Genomic DNA, 16,440 nt, shown 5'->3' with positions numbered 1-16,440 from the left:
TTGGAAATTACAAAGTTCGCCTAAATTTTTACCGCTTGAATGAAGTCAAACAATTAGAAGTTCGCATTACGCGGTGCACGAGGGAATGGAATCACTTCACGAATGTTTTGTAAGCCTGTTACGTACACAATTAAACGCTCGAAACCTAAACCGAAGCCAGAGTGTGGTACGGTGCCGTATTTGCGAAGATCACGATACCACCAGTAGTCTTCAGGATTTAAGCCCATTTCAACCATACGTTTATCTAACACGTCTAAACGCTCTTCACGTTGTGAACCACCGATGATTTCACCGATTCCAGGAGCTAATACGTCCATGGCTGCCACAGTTTTGCCATCATCATTTAAACGCATATAGAATGCTTTGATGTCTTTTGGATAGTTTTTCACCACTACTGGCGACTTGAAATATTCTTCCGCCAAGAAACGTTCGTGTTCAGAAGAGAGGTCGATACCCCAAGAAACTGGGAATTCAAACTCTTTGCCTGATTTTAATAAGATCTCAATCGCATCGGTATAATCTACTTGTGCAAATGGTGAAGCGATGAAGTTTTCAAGACGAGTAATCACATCTTTGTCGATATGTTTTGCGAAGAATGCCATATCGTCAGGACGTTCTGTTAATACGGCTTTAAACACATATTTCAACATATCTTCCGCTAATTTTGCGTTATCTGCTAAGGTGGCGAACGCAAATTCAGGCTCAACCATCCAAAATTCTGCTAAGTGGCGAGTTGTGTTTGAATTTTCTGCACGGAAAGTTGGGCCAAATGTATAAACTTTACTCAATGCACATGCATAAGTTTCGCCGTTTAATTGACCTGATACAGTTAAGAAAGATTCTTTACCGAAGAAATCTTGGCTAAAATCTACTTTGCCTTCTTCTGTGCGTGGTAAGTTTTCTAAATCAAGGGTAGAAACGCGGAACATTTCGCCCGCACCTTCTGTATCAGATGCCGTAATTAACGGAGTTGCCACCCAGTAGAAACCTTGTTCGTGGAAGAAACGGTGAATCGCTTGTGCTAAGCAGTGACGAACACGTGCCACTGCACCGATTAAGTTTGTGCGTGGGCGAAGATGAGCCACTTCACGTAAGTATTCGATAGAGTGGCGTTTTGCTGCCATTGGGTAAGTATCTGGATCTTCAACCCAACCAACCACTTCAACATTGGTTGCTTGTAATTCAACTGCTTGCCCTTCAGCTGGAGATTCCACAATTTTACCTGTCACAATCACAGAACAACCTGCAGTTAAGCGTAACACTTCATCTTGATAATTTGGTAAATCGTTATTGATGATCGCTTGGATTGGATCGAAACAAGAGCCGTCATATACGGCTAAGAATGATAAACCTGCTTTTGAATCGCGACGGGTACGCACCCAACCGCGTACAGAAACTTCTTCTCCTACGGCAACTTTGCCTGAAAGAATTTCTGAAATTGATGGAAATTTAGACATTGAATACCTCAAAATTATTTTGATCAATTTTTAATAAGAAATCGTTGCCTATTTTACAAGAAATTCCGCAATGAATGGGGGATTTTTTACATTTTCTTACAAAAATGCTAGAAATTTGATCGAATCAGATAGAAAATTTCGCTATTCGTTTTATGCTAAAGCCTAAATTCTTCTCATTATGGTAGTCACGAATATGATGACCCAGCATCTAAAATCCTTTATCACAAAATTTCGTCGGAGATTGCATAAAAAACTTCGTCAGACGAACCGTATTTCACGCAAAAGTATTGAGTTTGCTTGCCTGCTTATCGGGGCGAGTTTTGTTTCACTTTCGGCATTAGGTTTTGCCAAATTAGCCGAACTTGGTTTGCATTGGAATAGCGTTTGGACAGCAAAATATCCGCTGGCGGCTTGGTTTGTTTTACCGCTTGGAATGGCGTTACTGACGTGGTTTACCGCAAAATATACACCTTATGTATCGGGCAGCGGTATTCCGCAAGTGATTGCCTCAATGAGCCTGCCGCACGGTTCACTTAAAAGTCGATTAGTGACTTTGGGGCAGACGATTTGGAAAATTCCGCTCACTTTTCTGGCAATGTTAATTGGGGCATCGGTGGGGCGTGAAGGCCCTTCAGTACAAGTGGGCGCTGCAGTAATGCTGGCTTGGGGGAATTTTTGCCATAAGCACGGCTACGCATTCAAAGGTTTAACGGCAAACGAGCTGATGGCTGCGGGCGCGGGTGGTGGTTTGGCAGCGGCATTTAATGCACCGCTTGCAGGTGTGATTTTTGCGATTGAAGAATTAGGTCGAGGAATGGTGCTCCGCTGGGGTAGACGTGTTGTACTTGGCGTGCTGGCGTCGGGTTTTATTTTGGTGGCGATTGAAGGAAATAATCCCTATTTTCCACAATATCAAGGGGCGACAACCGTGCCTAAAATGATTTTATGGGTTGCATTGTGCGGTGTAATTTGTGGCATTTTAGGGGGATTATTTGCCCGCTTGTTGGCAAAAGGTGTAGCAGGCGTTTCACCTGCGAAAATTCGCGGCTGGGTTCGTCGTCATCCTATTTATATGGCGTTAATTTTAGGCTTGGTATTGGCAGGGCTTGGCAGTTACACCAACGGGCAAACCTATGGCACAGGCTATGAAGTCGTGAGCAGAGCATTAAGTGGCGAAACTATCGAACCACATGCGGTCGGAATTGCCAAACTTTTTGCAACGGTAACCACTTACTGGACAGGCATTGCTGGCGGGATTTTCACGCCATCATTGACCGTTGGTGCAGGTATCGGGGCAGAAATTGCGATGTTAACAGGCGGGATAGTCGATCAGCGTTTGCTGGTGTTGCTCTGTATGGCAGCTTTTCTTGCAGGCGGAACGCAATCCCCAATTACCGCCAGTGTCGTTGTGATGGAAATGACAGGAAGTCAGCCCGTATTGTTTTGGGTATTGGTTGGTAGCCTCATCGCTTCAATGGTCTCTCGTTATTTCTGCCCGAAACCGTTCTATCACTTTGCCGCAGGACGTTTTCGTCAACGCGTGCAAGAAGAGGCAAAAGAACAAAAATATTGTTGATGAAACAACTAAGTATGCCGTATTTAAAAAATTTTTACATTTTTTGAAAAAAGAGTGAACTTTATAAAAATGACTTAGTCAGATAAATCGCTAACTGATTGAAATTATCAGCAAAGTTTTTTTCATTTTCTTAATAAGACCTCCGCCCGTTTTCAATTTTTGATTACGGGCTTTTTTTTGCGTATTTCATCGTGATTTCAATATGTTACAATAATGCCAATTATTTTAAGCAAGTTACATTCTATGAACAAAAACCAAACCTTCTTTTTCTACGATTACGAGAGTTTTGGCGTTAATCCTGCCTCGGATCGTCCCGCCCAATTTGCAGGTATTCGCACCGATAGCGATTTCAACATCATTGGAGAACCTGTGATGTTCTATTGTAAACAAACACCTGATTATCTGCCTGCCCCTGAAGCGGTAATGGTAACGGGGATTTTGCCTCAACAATGCAATGCTGAAGGTTTATCTGAGCCTGAATTTTCGGCAAAAATTCACGCTGAATTTAGCAAACCTAGTACTTGCGTAATCGGGTATAACAATATCCGTTATGATGATGAAATGACGCGTTATACCTTCTTTCGCAATTTTTTTGATCCTTATGAATACAGCTATAAAAACGGCAATTCGCGTTGGGATTTGTTAGATGTGGTACGTGCTTGTTATGCGTTACGCCCAGATGGAATCAATTGGGTAACAGATGAAGAAGGCATTCCTAATTTCAAATTGGAAAATCTTACCAAAGCGAATGGGATTGAGCACGAAAATGCCCACGATGCGATGGCGGATGTGTATGCAACCATCGCAATGACGAAATTGCTCAAAGAGAAACAGCCAAAATTGTTTGATTATTTCTTTGAACATCGTGGCAAAAAAGAAGTGGAAAGTTTGATAGATACAGGTGAAATGACACCGCTTGTACACGTTTCTGGTATGCTTGGCAATTATCGTGGCAATACCGCGTGGGTTGTGCCGATTGAGTGGCATCCAACTAATAAAAATGCCGTCATTGTGTGTGATTTATCGGGCGATATTCAAGGCTTACTGAATGATGATGCCGAAGCCCTCAAAACTCGCCTTTATACTAAGCGTGAAAATTTAGCCGAACGCGAATTGCCTGTACCGTTGAAATTAGTGCATATCAACAAATGCCCGATTTTAGCTCCTGCAAAAGTACTTTTACCTGAAAATGCCGAACGTTTAGGCATCGATCGTGAACTTTGTTTGCAAAATTTAAAAGCATTAAAACAGCATAAAAGTTTATTACGCCAAAAAGTGAGCGAAATTTTTAGCGATGAACGCACTTTTGCACCAAGTGAGAATGTGGAAATCACACTTTATGATGGTTTTTTCTCGCCAGCAGATAAAAATAATATGGCAATTTTACGTACACTTAAGCCTGAAGAGTTAGCACATCACGGTTTGAAATTTGCCGATCCGCGTGTGGAACAATTGTTATTCCATTATCGTGCTCGCCATTATCCTGAAACCTTAACCCGAGCAGAGCAAGTTAAATGGCAGAAATATTGCAATCAGCAGATTGATGTCAAAGTGGAGCAGTTCGCCCAATCGATCGAAACGCTTTCGCAAACTTACCACGATGATCCTGAAAAATTGCAATTGCTTGAGCAACTGATGGCTTATGCTGAAGAAATTTCAGAAGCGAAACCTGTTTATGCACAGAGAGAAACAATCCAACCGCATTTGGTGGATGATTTAAATAAAGTTGCTGAACAGGCAATGAGTAAAGAAGAGAAGTTAAAGCAGCTTAAGGCGTTGATTAAGTAGCAAAATAGCAAGGGCGTGAATTTGATTTCACGCCCTTTCTTTTAATGATGCACCGCAATAAACATCGCGATCATAAAACTCACAACAGAAAGCAAGTAGAATTTGATGGAATATGGCTGACCTTTCTTAAAGGCTTTTGCTGCAAAAATGATATAAAGCAGGACAAATAAGAATTTGCCAAGCAGCCAACTTAATTCAGAGAAGGTGTAAACGCCTTCAGAAGTGTAGGCATAAACCACCGTTGCACCACTTAACAACAACAACGTGTCGATAATATGTGGGGCGATTTTTAAGATTTTATATTGTCGCCAGTCGATTTGTCTTGCGCTTAACGCCCCACGCGTTAAAAGCAAAATTAGGCTTAAATAAGCAAAGCCAGCGTGGCTGTGAACAAGTTTTGGTAAGATGTCGAGCATTATGCCTCCGCAATTTCAGTTTTTAAGTATTGGAAAATATCACGATACGCTTTGGGCGGTTTATTCGCCTCTTTCTCTTTTTGCGCTGAGCGGATCAGGTTGCGTAAATGTTGGCGATCCAAATGAGGGTATTCATCCATTAAATGATTTAACGAGCTGTCGCCCATCGCAATAAGTTGGTCACGCACAAGTTCTAGTTTGTGTAATAACGCCTGCTGTTGATTGTGGCGATTTTTAACTTTATCCAACGCTTCTTGGATTGGCTCAGGATCGCGGTTGCGTAAAAGTTTGCCGATAAACTGAATTTGGCGGCGGCGTGCTTCCAGCCTAAAACTTTGCGCTTGGCGAACAGCGTCTTTTAAATCTTCATCAAGTGGGATTTTTTCTAAATTTTGCGGGGTGAGTTCAATCAATTCCGCACCTAATTTTTTCAATTGCTCTGAATCGCGTTTAATTTCACTTTTGCTGACCCAGATGATTTCCTCTTCTTCATCCGTCCAGTCGATTTCATTATGACGTTTTTTAGCCATTACATCTCCATTATCGCCCGTTCGGGCAGTTAAAATGGCGTTATTTTATCAGAGTTTTCAGGTAGAATATACGCCATTCCATTCATACAAGGTAAAACTATGTCTTTTATCACCAAACAAGAATTACAAACCCAAGAACAAGAACTCCGTCAAGCGGTCGAATTTGCCTTAAATTTTGCGAAAAAAGCAGGGGCAGAAGCCGAAGTCGGTGTCACCAAAGTGGCAGGGCTTTCTGTTTCTAGCCGTTTGGAACAGGTTGAAAATATCGAATTTAACAACGATGGTTCGCTTGGCATTTCGGTCTATTTAGGCAAACGCAAGGGCAATGCTTCGACTTCAGATTTACAACCCCAATCTATTCAACGAGCGGTCGAATCCGCATTAGCGATTGCAAAATACACTTCAGAAGATGAGTGTGCAGGCTTGGCAGATAAAGAATTGATGGCGTTTGATGCACCTGATTTAGAGCTCTATCACCAAGCAGATTTATCGGTAGACCAAGCACTAGCCTTAGCGATTGAAGCGGAAAATGCCGCACTTAATGCGGATGAACAAATCGTCAATAGCGAAGGCGCAACTTTCAATTCACACAGCGGCGTTCGCATGTATGGCAATACGCACGGAATGTTGCAAAGCAACCTCTCCAGCCGTTATTCGCTTTCTTGTAGCGTGATTGCCGCCCACGACGAACAGCTTGAGCGTGATTATGAATACACCATTTCACGTGAGTTTGATAAGTTACAAGCGCCACAATGGGTGGGGCAGCAAGCGGCATTTAAAGCGGTTGATCGCCTTAATCCGCAAAAGATCAAAACGTGCGAAGTGCCTGTGGTTTATTACAACGATGTTGCGACCGGCTTAATCGGGCATTTGGCGGGAGCAATCAGTGGTGGGGCGTTATATCGCAAATCGAGTTTCTTACTCGATCACTTAGGCAAACAAGTATTACCTGATTGGTTCGAAATTTCTGAGCGTCCTCATTTATTGCGTCAGCTTGCTTCAACCGCATTCGACAGCGAAGGGGTAAGAACGCAAAACCGCGAAATTATTAGAGATGGTGTGTTGCAAACCTATTTAATGACCAGCTATTCAGCCCGCAAAATGGGCTTTAAAAGCACAGGGCACGCGGGCGGCATTCACAACTGGCTTGTTAAACCAAACCGCACAGGTGGCTTGGATACGCTTTTAAAAGAGATGGATACGGGCTTGCTTTTAACCGAATTTTTAGGCTCGGCAATTAACCCCGTTACTGGCGAATATTCGCGTGGCGCGGCAGGTTTTTGGGTAGAGAAGGGAGAAATTCAATACCCCGTGGCAGAAATCACCGTTGCAGGGCAGTTGCAAGAGATGTTCAATCAAATTATTGCCGTGGCAGATGATGTAGAGCATCGCTCCAACATCCAAACAGGCTCGATTTTGATTGAGAAAATGAAGATTTCAGGTGAGTAATACAATGGGCGAATGAAAATTCTTTTGGTGTAATGCAAATTGGCTTTTTTGACGCAGCGTTCAAAATCGACCGAGTGCAGCCAGTTCACGCCGTAAACCATACAGAGTGCGTTGATAAATTTCTGCGCTTCGCCCATTTCATATTGGGCATTTGCAAATGTTTTGGAAAATTCGTCCGCTTGTTGTTGCAGATGGGCGAGTTGCTCTTGGGTAAGTAGGGTTTGAGTCATCATGTTGTGTTGGTTGGGATAAATAGGGATATTTTACTTGGAATTTACTAGACAAATCTATCCTTCCTCGCTAGGATCGAGCCATTTTTTTATGATGACACAATTTTTATGCAACCCGAAATCAACCAACCTTTAGAACACCATCCTTTTAACCCAATCTTGCCGTCACAAGCAAAAGTAGTGATGATGGGCACGTTTCCGCCTACCGATGAGAAACGTTGTATGGAATTTCATTATCCAAATTTTCAAAATGATATGTGGCGAATTATGGGCGAGGTGTTTTATGGCGATAAAGATCATTTTCGCGTAGGTGATGAAAAGCGGTTCGACCCCGTGCGAATTGAGGCATTTTTGCGAGAGAAGGGGATTGCACTTTGTTCTTCGGCGAAAACGGCAATTCGGTTGCGGGGTAATGCGGCAGATAAAGATTTGAAAATTGTTGAGCCTGTTGATATGGCCGAGCTTCTGATTGATTTGCCTAAAGTGGAATGGCTTTTTACCACAGGCGGATTAGCGACGGAAACCTTGCTCGGTTTATTGCCAGAAAAAGTAAAACCACCGAAAACGAATGAGTGGATTGATTACCCTTATTCTGCAAATCGTCCACTCAAATTATACCGCTTGCCGTCCACTTCTCGGGCTTATCCGCTCAAATTTGAGAAAAAAGTGGAGGCTTATCAAACCTTTTTCAAAATGGTGGGACTGATTTAATGAAATACGATTTACACTCACACAGCACCGCTTCAGATGGCTTATTAACGCCCACCGAATTGGTCAATCGAGCCGTTGAGCAAGGTGTAGAAATGCTGGCTTTAACCGACCACGATACCGTAGCAGGTATTGCTGAAGCTAAGCTTGCAGCTCAAAATCAGCCGATTCGTTTTATCAGCGGTGTGGAAGTTTCGATTGTTTGGCAAGAGAAGAGCATTCATCTTGCCGCACTGAATGTGGATGAAACACATTCTGCATTAGTAGCGTTATTGGATAATCAGGCGGTATTGCGCGAGCAACGAGCGGTCGAAATTGGCGAAAAACTTGCAAAGGCGGGCATTCCAGATGCCTATGAAGGGGCTAAAAAATTAGCCAGCGGTGAAGTGACGCGTGCACATTATGGGCGTTTTTTGCTTGAGCAAGAATATGTGCGCAATATCGAACACGCCTTCAAAAAATATTTGGGGCAAGGCAAACCCGCTTATGTAAAGCCGATGTGGTGCGAGATGCAAGAGGCAATTGATGTCGTACACCAAGCAGGCGGTGTGATTTCGATTGCGCACCCACTTCGCTATAAAATGACGGGGCGTTGGGTGCGTCGTTTGATTGAAGATTTCAAACAAGCAGGCGGCGATGGTATTGAGGTCGCAGGCTGTGGACAAACACCAGACCAACGCCAATTGATTACCCGCTGGGCGAAAGAGTTTGATTTGTATGCCTCTGGTGGCTCAGACTTTCATTATCCAACAGGTTGGATTGAGTTAGGAAGAGGATTAACACTCCCGCAAGAATGCAAGCCGATTTGGGGGTGTTTTAGATAAAAAGGCAGATCATCATAATCTGCCTTTATCTTTATGCGTTAGCTCATCACATTTTGAAAATGATGAGCAAAATCAGATCGATCTTTGGTATAGAAGGGGAAGCCAATTAAACGATAATGAGGTGTATCTTTTCTTAAGATATGTTTCTTACCATATACATTATTTGCAAATTACAGCCACTTTACAGCCGCTTGTTGGTCGCTATCACGCCCTTCAATCCAGCGTTCGCCGTGATTGGTAGTTTCACGCTTCCAGAATGGGGCTTTGGTTTTGAGGTAGTCCATAATAAATTCGTTGGCCGCGTAAGCATTGCCACGATGGGCGGAACTCACACCCACAAGCACAATTTCATCGCCTGTATAAAGTTGTCCGATACGATGAATTACTGCAATTCGTTGTAATTCCCAACGGCTACGCGCTTCTTCGACAATTTCGTGCAAGGATTTTTCGGTCATTGCAGGGTAGTGTTCCAGATATAAGCCTGACACATCATCGCCTAAATTCATTTCTCGCACTTTTCCGACAAAAATGGTAGTTGCTCCCACTGAATGATGTTCGCTTAGCCAATGGTAAACTTCGTTCTGATCGAAAGGTTCAGTTTGTACTTTTACGAGTGTACTGTTCATTTTAGCCTCCAGTCACAGGTGGGAAGAATGCCACTTCATCGCCATCTTTAATACTTGCAGAAAGTGGGGCAATGCTTTGGTTGATTGCAACCAATAATTTGCCTGCTTTTAAGGCTAACGCCCATTTGCCGCCTTGTTCGGCTAAGTGATGTCGTAACGCTTCTGCGGTCTCAAATTGTGCGTCTACTTCTAATTTATCTACGCCTACCAGTTCACGAGTTTGGGCGAAAAAAAGTACGGTAATCATCTGTTTCTCCTATTTCGCGACAAAATCGCCTGATTTGCCACCGCTTTTACTGAGCAGGCGAACTTGCTCAATCACCATATCTTTTTGCACCGCTTTACACATATCGTAAATAGTCAGCGCCGCCACGCTTGCTGCAGTTAAGGCTTCCATTTCTACGCCTGTTTTGCCTGTGAGTTTGCAGAGCGATTCAATGCGAACTTGGTTGGTTTCTGGCAACGCTTCAAGCTGAATTTCTACCTTTGAAAGCATCAATGGATGGCAGAGCGGAATTAAATCCCAAGTGCGTTTTGCTGCTTGAATGCCTGCAATACGAGCCGTGGCAAAAACATCGCCTTTATGGTGGTTGCCAGAGATAATCATCTGTAATGTTTCAGGGTTCATTCGAATGAACGCTTCGGCACGGGCTTCGCGTACGGTTTCTTGTTTCATTGAAACATCAACCATATTGGCTTCGCCGTTTTGATTGATATGAGTAAATTGTGTCATAGTAAGAATTTTATTTAAAAATAATATAGCTGTCGTAAGGGCGTAGTAATACGTCCCTACAAGGGAATCAACCGCCAATCGAGGCTAAATTATTGCGAATACCACTATCGCCAATGTGCAAGTAGTGATGTTCTCGCTTACCTTGCAAGGCAGATTTTAAACGCATTTCAAGCTGCAATTGTTGCTCATCAGATTGCAATAAATCGCGAATATCTACGCCCTCTTCACCAAATAGACAGAGATGCAATTTTCCTGTCGCAGAGATGCGTAGGCGGTTACAGCTGGCACAAAACGATTTTTCATAAGGCATAATCAAGCCGATTTCGCCTAAATAATCTGGATGCGATAAAACTTTCGCAGGCCCATCAGAAAGTGATTTCGGTTGTAATGTCCAGCCTTCTTGCAACAGACGTTGCAGAATAGATTGCCCCGAAAGATGTTGTGTTTTGAAGAAATCATCCATTTCGCCCGTTTCCATCAACTCGATAAATCGCATTTGAATAGGTTGATATTTGATCCAAGCAAGGAATTTGTCCAACTCAGGCAAGGTATATTGCTTCATCAGCACCGCGTTCACTTTGACTTTTTTGTAGCCTACGGCAAAGGCTTTATTGATCCCTGTTAAGATTGATTGCAACTTTTTTTCGCCGGTAATCAGTTGGAATTGACGCGGATCGAGGCTATCTACGCTCACATTAATGTCGGTTATGCCCGCTTCTCGCCAAAAGGAAACATCCTTTTCCATACGGTAGCCGTTAGTGGTTAGTGCTACTTTACGGATGCCTTGTGTTTGGGCGATAGTATGGGCAATTTCGAGGAAATCTTTGCGTAAGGTTGGTTCGCCGCCTGTAATGCGGATTTTCTCTGCGCCAAGTGAAGCAAAAGCATTCGCAATCCGCTGAATTTCGGGTAGCGTTAAAAACGTTTGCTTATGAGCAGGGGGCTGATAGCCATCAGGCAAGCAGTAGGTACAACGAAAATTGCAAACATCCGTAATCGAAAGTCGCAGATAGGTATATTGACGCTGGAAGCGATCAACTAAGCCAGAAATCACATTTTCGCCGTCATTACCTACATTTTTAATAGGAATAATCGGACTTTGCATAAAAAAGACACCTTTCTAAACACGAGTGGCTCGTTCATTTCTTCGCGAACCATTGAGCAATTTCTTGCTACTGGCGAGTTTGCCATATCCAATATTAGGTATAGAACTTAGGCAAGCAAGCTCGGAGTCAATAAAAAATAAAAATTGCCCATATTGTAATGGAGTTGAGAAATAACGCAATAGCCAGCAAGCGGTAGATTTGGAAAAGTTTTCTGCAAAAGGTAGATTCGTAAAGAAAAAGCGTTTTATAATACGGGCGTCTGTTTGCTTAACAAAACTTAACGAGAACTTTATGAAAAACAAATTCTTAGCTTTTAGTGCCTTTAGTGGCTTTTTCTGTATCGCACTGGGTGCATTTGCTGCCCACGGCTTACAAAATGTGCTTGAACCCCAAGCACTCGCTTGGATTCAAACAGGCATCCAATATCAAATTTTCCACACTCTTGCTTTGTTAGCATTAGGCTTATTCCAAATTGCAAATCACGTGCAAAATCCACCCGCTTGTCGAGCGAAAGCCTTTAATATCATTGGCGGAAGTTGGATTTTAGGCATTTTGCTTTTCAGTGGTAGCCTTTACAGCCTTGCATTTACTGGCGTAAAAGTTTTTGCGTGGTCAACCCCAATTGGTGGTATTTTCTTTATGATCGGTTGGGCGGCTCTTTTTTACATTAGCGTGAGAACTCGAAAATAATGAACAAGCTTGCGTTATATTGCCGTGCTGGCTTTGAAAAAGAGGTGGCGGGCGAAATTACCGAAAAAGCGGCGGAATTAGGCGTGTTTGGTTTCGCCAATTTGAAAGAGAATAGTGGTTATGTGATCTTCGAATGCTATCAAGCAGGCGATGCTGATAGGTTAGCACGTGAACTAAAATTCAATCAACTCATTTTCGCTCGCCAAATGATTGTCGTGGGTAATTTGTTGCAAAACTTACCCGAGAATGACCGCATTTCCCCCATTCTTGAGCAATATCAGGCGTTAAACCCTCGCAACAGTAGCGATATTTTCGTGGAAACGCCAGACACAAACGAAGCGAAAGAGCTTCTCACCTTCTGCCGAAAATTTACTGTGCCGCTGCGTAATCAGCTCAAAAAACAAGGCTGGTTAGGAAAATCGGAACAGGCAAAGGGTAGCATGAGCTTGCATATCCTGTTTGTGCGTTCGGGTTGTTGTTATGTGGGCTATGCCTATAATAATAACCGTTCACCGTTTTTCATGGGTATTCCGCGTTTGAAATTCCCAGCTGATGCACCAAGCCGTTCCACGTTGAAATTAGAAGAGGCGATTTTAACTTTTGTGCCACAAGCAGAAGAGAAAAAGCGTTTTACTGAAGAGATGACGGGTGTCGATTTAGGTGCTTGCCCAGGTGGTTGGACGTATCAGCTTGTCAAGCGAGGCTTGTTTGTTTATGCAGTCGATCACGGTAAAATGGCGGCAAGCCTGCACGATACAGGGCGGATTGAGCATTGTGCGGAAGATGGCTTTAAGTTCCAACCACCAAAACGCAAGCAAATCGATTGGCTGGTGTGCGATATGGTGGAGCAGCCGATTCGTATTAGCAAGTTGATGGCGAAATGGCTTATTAGTGGTTGGTGTCGTGAGACGATTTTTAACCTCAAATTGCCGATGAAAAAACGTTATCAAGAAGTACAACTTTGCTTGAATTACTTGGAAGAAGAGCTCACTAAACAAGGGTTCTGGTTTAAGATTCAGGCGAAGCATCTTTATCACGACCGTGAGGAGATTACGGTGCACGTAACAATTTTAGGAAACAAGAATTAGTTGTCTATATGTAAAAAATAAGGTGGGAGATCCCACCTTTGTTTTACTCAACCCATTCAATCACTTCTTCAGTAGGCTTGCGATATTTCTTCTTAATCTCTTTGGCGCGATAACCAAAAGTAACCATACAAGAAACGCCCCATTCATTCGGATCGAACAAGCCTTCTTCAGCTAGAATACGATTCACGTCAGGGTAACTAAATCCTTCAATTGGGCAGGAATCGATACCAATCAGCGCGGCTCCTGTCATCATATTGCCCAACGCAATATAGGTCTGTTTGCTACACCAATCAAACAAAGTACGTTCGCTTTCTAACACTTGAATATCATCAGTTTGAAACGTTTTATAACGAGCAATGGTCGCATTCATCTGCTCAGGCGTTAAGCCTCGTTTTTCAAGTGAAGCGCGGAAAAACTCGCTATCAAAACGGGCTTTTTTCTTCGCCAAAATCACGACTAAATGGCTCATTTCATTCATTGTATGCTTAATGCCCCATGAAACAGGTGCGATTTTCTCTCGAATTGTCTCATTTTGTAGTACCAAAAATTTCCATGGTTCAGAACCTACCGAACTTGGCGAAAGGCGCCCAAGCTCTAAAATATAATCCATGTCTTCACGGCTAATTTTGCGTGTAGGATCGTAAGCACGGCACGCTGCACGAAAATGAAAAGCATCTAAAACTTGTTGTTTGTTCATCGTATCAATTCCTTTATTATCAAAGCGTAGGCGTATCATACACGCATATTGTTGATTTGCAAAAAATTTCCGAATTTTAACCGCTTGTCTATTGAGGTTGTATCATAAATTCGATAGACTTTATTCAGTTGCATCTAAACCTCGGAAGATATAATGCTACTCAATCAACCAATCAATATTGTAGTCCTTTATTTTTTGCTTTCCAAATAAAAACCATAAAATTGACGTATTGCCAATATATCAATTTTATGACTTTTTTCTTGCCAAAGTTTTCAAATAAATTCCAACACGACAAACTTTGTCGTTCTGCACTCTTATAATTCGCCTCATCAAATAGGAGAATCTAATGAAAAACAGTATAAGCTCAAAGCAACGGTTTGTCGAAATTCTATTTATTTTGAATGAAGGCGAACGGGTCGATTTACAAAAAATGGCAGAAAAATTCGGAATGTCGCTACGCACATTACAACGCGATTTTAATGAACGCCTTGATTTCCTCGATTGGGAAGAAAAAGGGCCGCGGTATTACAAAATTAACCGCACGAAGTCAGGTTTATTAAATCAGCAAGACATTGAACGTTTTGCCCTTTTCGCTAGCATTTCTGACCTTTTCCCCAAAATTGACCGCGAGTTTTACCAAGAAAAGCTTACTGAAAGCGTGCAAGTGAAAGGTGTGCAATATGAAGATATTAGCCAACTTAAAAAAGAGTTCGACTTGCTGAAAAAAGCGATTGACGACCATAAAATGATCGATTTTAACTACACTAAAAGCGGTCAAAAAGAAGGAAAGTTTTACAAAATTGCACCTTACAGCCTGATTAATAAAAACGGCGTGTGGTATCTCATCGGTACAGATGAAGGCAAGAAAAAGACCTTCTGTTTCACACAAATGCGAATGCTCAAAACGTTAAATGAAACTTTCGAACCAAACCAACAATTTATCGAAGAGATTAAAACTAATGATAGCATTTCGCACGGCAATCAGCTTAGCGAAGTTGTGATTAAAGTATCAAGTTTTGCGGCACTGTATTTTACACGTCGAAATCTATTGCCAAATCAAGATCTGGTTCGAAAACTCGAAAACGGTGAATTATTACTTTCTTGCAAGAACGTAAACGAGCTGGATATTGTGCCAGTGGTTCAGTATTGGATACCCCATTTGACGATTGTGAGTCCTGCAGAGTTACAAGAAAAGATAATTGTTAGTTTGCAGCAATATATAACTAAATTTAAATAAATTTTATCTACTCTTTAATAAGGAAAATAAAAATGGCTTTTAGCAAGAAAGAAACTCAAGTATTCATTAATCAATTCCCAAATTATCGGGAAAAAATTGAGCGGTATATTCACTTGATATCGACAAGTGATAAACCTTGTGTTGCGGTCTTTGGTAAATATAACCACGGCAAGAGCACATTGCTCAATGCTTTAATCAATCAAAATAATTATTTTAAAGTATCTGATAAACGAGAAACACAAGTTAATAAAGTATTCTTAGATCAAAAGAATAATTTAGCGTGGCTTGATACACCAGGTTTAGATGCTGATGTTCACGGAAAAGATGATTTCGAAGCAAATAAAGGGGCCTTTGTTTCTGCGGATATTGTGTTAATTATTCATACATTGAAAGCAGGTGAGTTAGATAAGGATGAAGTTGCACACATTAAACGTCTATTAAATACTTCTAAAAATGATAATAAATTATTGGTACTTACCCAAATCGATGAAACAAATACAGAACAGCAAGAGCAGGCTGTTAAGCGTATTAGAGAGCAATTACCTCTATTTGAACCAATTTTGGTATCTGCGAAACGTTATCTGACAGGCATAGAGAAAAAACAGCCCCAATTAATGGAGCGAAGTGGAATACCTGAATTAAATCAAAAGATTTTGGGTTTAAAAAAAACGGTACAGAAACAACGAGAAACCGAAATAAATAAACTTAAAACTGAATTAGATGTTTTATTAAATAATCGTATTTCAGAAATAAATAGCGAGATCTCATCAATAAAAAATGAGAGAAAAGCAAAACGCCAAGCATTTTCACATCAACTTGATCAAATTTTAAAATCAATCTAACAGAGAGGAATTAAATTATGGCATTACCTTGGATTATTGGTATTGGAGTTGTAGCAGCTGTAACAGCTATCGCAACATCAATTAGTGATGATAGTGAAGAAGAGGAGCGTCGACGCAGAGAGAAAGAGAGAGCTCGATTAGAAAAAGAACAAGCTGAAAAACGCGAGACAGAAGCTAGACGTGCTAGAGAAATAGAAAGACAACGTCAAGAAGCCGCTCAAAAAGCAAAAGAAGAGGATATTCTTAATCGTTTGAATAGTTTATGTAATGAATATGGGGTTAATGATTTGGACTCTAGAATTATTTCTATAATCAAGAACATTGGTGTAGATGATGCTAAAAGACAAATTTTAGAGATTTGGGATAAAAAGCAAGATCATCAAAAAATAGAAAATCTTACCAAGAATGTTTATAGATTACGTCAACTTCAATCAGAATTATAG

General features: G+C 41.6%; 19 protein-coding genes and 1 riboswitch. Of the genes, 10 read left to right on the top strand and 9 right to left on the bottom strand.

The genetic code is table 11. The features are described from left to right. Positions 1-53: 53 nt before the first annotated feature. Entirely contained in the window at positions 54-1,457 is a 1,404-nt protein-coding gene (asnS, locus tag B0184_RS07365; RefSeq protein WP_005709892.1) for an asparagine--tRNA ligase, read from the bottom strand. A gap of 193 nt (positions 1,458-1,650) precedes the next feature. On the opposite strand from asnS, the gene B0184_RS07360 reads away from it, so the two are divergent. Both B0184_RS07360 and sbcB read left to right on the top strand, forming a co-directional pair. Further along, entirely contained in the window at positions 1,651-3,033 is a 1,383-nt protein-coding gene (locus tag B0184_RS07360; RefSeq protein WP_005709899.1) for a chloride channel protein, read from the top strand. A 243-nt stretch (positions 3,034-3,276) separates the two neighbouring features. Continuing rightward, a complete protein-coding gene (gene sbcB, locus B0184_RS07355; RefSeq protein WP_005710062.1) occupies positions 3,277-4,821 on the top strand; it encodes an exodeoxyribonuclease I in 1,545 nt (514 codons plus the stop codon). Between the two features lie 41 nt (positions 4,822-4,862). Here sbcB and B0184_RS07350 read toward each other — a convergent pair whose 3' ends face one another. Together B0184_RS07350 and yjgA are read right to left on the bottom strand one after the other, a co-directional pair. Next, entirely contained in the window at positions 4,863-5,237 is a 375-nt protein-coding gene (locus tag B0184_RS07350) for a SirB2 family protein (protein WP_005709956.1), read from the bottom strand. Then, a complete protein-coding gene (gene yjgA / locus B0184_RS07345) occupies positions 5,237-5,767 on the bottom strand; it encodes a ribosome biogenesis factor YjgA (protein WP_005709848.1) in 531 nt (176 codons plus the stop codon). Before yjgA ends, B0184_RS07350 begins: the two co-directional genes overlap by 1 nt. A 99-nt stretch (positions 5,768-5,866) precedes the next feature. Here yjgA and pmbA point away from each other — a divergent pair, with 99 nt between their 5' ends. Next, on the top strand, positions 5,867-7,216 hold the full coding sequence (gene pmbA / locus B0184_RS07340) for a metalloprotease PmbA (protein ID WP_005710060.1): 1,350 nt from the start codon (positions 5,867-5,869) through the stop codon (positions 7,214-7,216). Here the strand turns inward: pmbA and B0184_RS10445 are convergent. Next, entirely contained in the window at positions 7,123-7,449 is a 327-nt protein-coding gene (locus B0184_RS10445; RefSeq protein WP_143413728.1) for a hypothetical protein, read from the bottom strand. The genes pmbA and B0184_RS10445 overlap by 94 nt on opposite strands. Before the next feature lie 117 nt (positions 7,450-7,566). Here B0184_RS10445 and B0184_RS07335 point away from each other — a divergent pair, with 117 nt between their 5' ends. Further along, positions 7,567-8,157, top strand: coding sequence for a DNA glycosylase (locus tag B0184_RS07335; protein WP_186334913.1), 591 nt, complete (start codon positions 7,567-7,569; stop codon positions 8,155-8,157). After that, entirely contained in the window at positions 8,157-8,978 is an 822-nt protein-coding gene (locus tag B0184_RS07330) for a PHP domain-containing protein (protein WP_005709886.1), read from the top strand. Before B0184_RS07335 ends, B0184_RS07330 begins: the two co-directional genes overlap by 1 nt. 170 nt (positions 8,979-9,148) lie before the next feature. Here B0184_RS07330 and moaE read toward each other — a convergent pair whose 3' ends face one another. The 4 genes from moaE to moaA form a co-directional block, all read right to left on the bottom strand. Next, a complete protein-coding gene (gene moaE / locus B0184_RS07325) occupies positions 9,149-9,604 on the bottom strand; it encodes a molybdopterin synthase catalytic subunit MoaE (protein ID WP_005709952.1) in 456 nt (151 codons plus the stop codon). Between the two features lies 1 nt (position 9,605). Then, a complete protein-coding gene (gene moaD, locus B0184_RS07320) occupies positions 9,606-9,851 on the bottom strand; it encodes a molybdopterin synthase sulfur carrier subunit (protein ID WP_005709901.1) in 246 nt (81 codons plus the stop codon). Between the two features lie 9 nt (positions 9,852-9,860). Continuing rightward, positions 9,861-10,337 (bottom strand): cyclic pyranopterin monophosphate synthase MoaC, encoded by a 477-nt coding sequence (gene moaC / locus B0184_RS07315; protein ID WP_005710040.1) that lies wholly within the window; start codon positions 10,335-10,337, stop codon positions 9,861-9,863. Between the two features lie 67 nt (positions 10,338-10,404). Further along, positions 10,405-11,442: a GTP 3',8-cyclase MoaA gene (gene moaA / locus B0184_RS07310; protein WP_005709861.1), complete on the bottom strand. Its 1,038-nt coding sequence runs from the start codon at positions 11,440-11,442 to the stop codon at positions 10,405-10,407. Continuing rightward, a riboswitch (molybdenum cofactor riboswitch) is annotated at positions 11,435-11,581 on the bottom strand. Its footprint overlaps the gene before it by 8 nt. Positions 11,582-11,734: 153 nt before the next feature. Between moaA and B0184_RS07305 the strand changes: the two genes are divergently transcribed. Both B0184_RS07305 and rlmM read left to right on the top strand, forming a co-directional pair. After that, a complete protein-coding gene (locus tag B0184_RS07305) occupies positions 11,735-12,133 on the top strand; it encodes a DUF423 domain-containing protein (protein ID WP_005710064.1) in 399 nt (132 codons plus the stop codon). Next, positions 12,133-13,221, top strand: a complete 1,089-nt coding sequence (gene rlmM / locus B0184_RS07300) for a 23S rRNA (cytidine(2498)-2'-O)-methyltransferase RlmM (RefSeq protein ID WP_005709872.1) — start codon at positions 12,133-12,135, stop codon at positions 13,219-13,221. Before B0184_RS07305 ends, rlmM begins: the two co-directional genes overlap by 1 nt. A 43-nt stretch (positions 13,222-13,264) precedes the next feature. Here the strand turns inward: rlmM and B0184_RS07295 are convergent, their stop codons facing one another. Beyond that, positions 13,265-13,918, bottom strand: a complete 654-nt coding sequence (locus B0184_RS07295) for an NAD(P)H-dependent oxidoreductase (RefSeq protein WP_005709987.1) — start codon at positions 13,916-13,918, stop codon at positions 13,265-13,267. A gap of 346 nt (positions 13,919-14,264) precedes the next feature. Here B0184_RS07295 and B0184_RS07290 point away from each other — a divergent pair, with 346 nt between their 5' ends. The 3 genes from B0184_RS07290 to B0184_RS07280 are packed head-to-tail and all read left to right on the top strand — an operon-like array spanning position 14,265 to position 16,440. Further along, positions 14,265-15,155: a WYL domain-containing protein gene (locus B0184_RS07290; RefSeq protein WP_005709915.1), complete on the top strand. Its 891-nt coding sequence runs from the start codon at positions 14,265-14,267 to the stop codon at positions 15,153-15,155. Between the two features lie 32 nt (positions 15,156-15,187). Further along, on the top strand, positions 15,188-15,997 hold the full coding sequence (locus tag B0184_RS07285) for a GTPase (protein WP_005710044.1): 810 nt from the start codon (positions 15,188-15,190) through the stop codon (positions 15,995-15,997). 17 nt (positions 15,998-16,014) lie between these two features. After that, positions 16,015-16,440 carry a hypothetical protein gene (locus tag B0184_RS07280; RefSeq protein WP_005709969.1) on the top strand — a complete coding sequence of 142 codons (426 nt, stop codon included), beginning with the start codon at positions 16,015-16,017 and terminating at the stop codon, positions 16,438-16,440.

Source organism: Haemophilus paraphrohaemolyticus (genome assembly GCF_002015045.1).
GTDB classification, from domain to species: domain Bacteria; phylum Pseudomonadota; class Gammaproteobacteria; order Enterobacterales; family Pasteurellaceae; genus Haemophilus_A; species Haemophilus_A paraphrohaemolyticus.
Note: the sequence above shows the minus strand (reverse complement) of the source record. Positions and strands in the feature narration are given on the sequence as shown.

What these genes read in the sequence shown, in the direction of transcription:
- B0184_RS07295 (WP_005709987.1), bottom strand. Translation starts at nt 13,918, where the DNA reads ATGAACAAACAACAAGTTTTAGATGCTTTTCATTTTCGTGCAGCGTGC.
- B0184_RS07330 (WP_005709886.1), top strand. Translation starts at nt 8,157, where the DNA reads ATGAAATACGATTTACACTCACACAGCACCGCTTCAGATGGCTTATTA.
- B0184_RS07350 (WP_005709956.1), bottom strand. Translation starts at nt 5,237, where the DNA reads ATGCTCGACATCTTACCAAAACTTGTTCACAGCCACGCTGGCTTTGCT.
- asnS (WP_005709892.1), bottom strand. Translation starts at nt 1,457, where the DNA reads ATGTCTAAATTTCCATCAATTTCAGAAATTCTTTCAGGCAAAGTTGCC.
- moaD (WP_005709901.1), bottom strand. Translation starts at nt 9,851, where the DNA reads ATGATTACCGTACTTTTTTTCGCCCAAACTCGTGAACTGGTAGGCGTA.
- B0184_RS07305 (WP_005710064.1), top strand. Translation starts at nt 11,735, where the DNA reads ATGAAAAACAAATTCTTAGCTTTTAGTGCCTTTAGTGGCTTTTTCTGT.
- B0184_RS07360 (WP_005709899.1), top strand. Translation starts at nt 1,651, where the DNA reads ATGATGACCCAGCATCTAAAATCCTTTATCACAAAATTTCGTCGGAGA.
- B0184_RS07285 (WP_005710044.1), top strand. Translation starts at nt 15,188, where the DNA reads ATGGCTTTTAGCAAGAAAGAAACTCAAGTATTCATTAATCAATTCCCA.
- pmbA (WP_005710060.1), top strand. Translation starts at nt 5,867, where the DNA reads ATGTCTTTTATCACCAAACAAGAATTACAAACCCAAGAACAAGAACTC.
- moaE (WP_005709952.1), bottom strand. Translation starts at nt 9,604, where the DNA reads ATGAACAGTACACTCGTAAAAGTACAAACTGAACCTTTCGATCAGAAC.
- moaA (WP_005709861.1), bottom strand. Translation starts at nt 11,442, where the DNA reads ATGCAAAGTCCGATTATTCCTATTAAAAATGTAGGTAATGACGGCGAA.
- rlmM (WP_005709872.1), top strand. Translation starts at nt 12,133, where the DNA reads ATGAACAAGCTTGCGTTATATTGCCGTGCTGGCTTTGAAAAAGAGGTG.
- moaC (WP_005710040.1), bottom strand. Translation starts at nt 10,337, where the DNA reads ATGACACAATTTACTCATATCAATCAAAACGGCGAAGCCAATATGGTT.
- B0184_RS07290 (WP_005709915.1), top strand. Translation starts at nt 14,265, where the DNA reads ATGAAAAACAGTATAAGCTCAAAGCAACGGTTTGTCGAAATTCTATTT.
- B0184_RS07280 (WP_005709969.1), top strand. Translation starts at nt 16,015, where the DNA reads ATGGCATTACCTTGGATTATTGGTATTGGAGTTGTAGCAGCTGTAACA.
- sbcB (WP_005710062.1), top strand. Translation starts at nt 3,277, where the DNA reads ATGAACAAAAACCAAACCTTCTTTTTCTACGATTACGAGAGTTTTGGC.
- B0184_RS10445 (WP_143413728.1), bottom strand. Translation starts at nt 7,449, where the DNA reads ATGATGACTCAAACCCTACTTACCCAAGAGCAACTCGCCCATCTGCAA.
- yjgA (WP_005709848.1), bottom strand. Translation starts at nt 5,767, where the DNA reads ATGGCTAAAAAACGTCATAATGAAATCGACTGGACGGATGAAGAAGAG.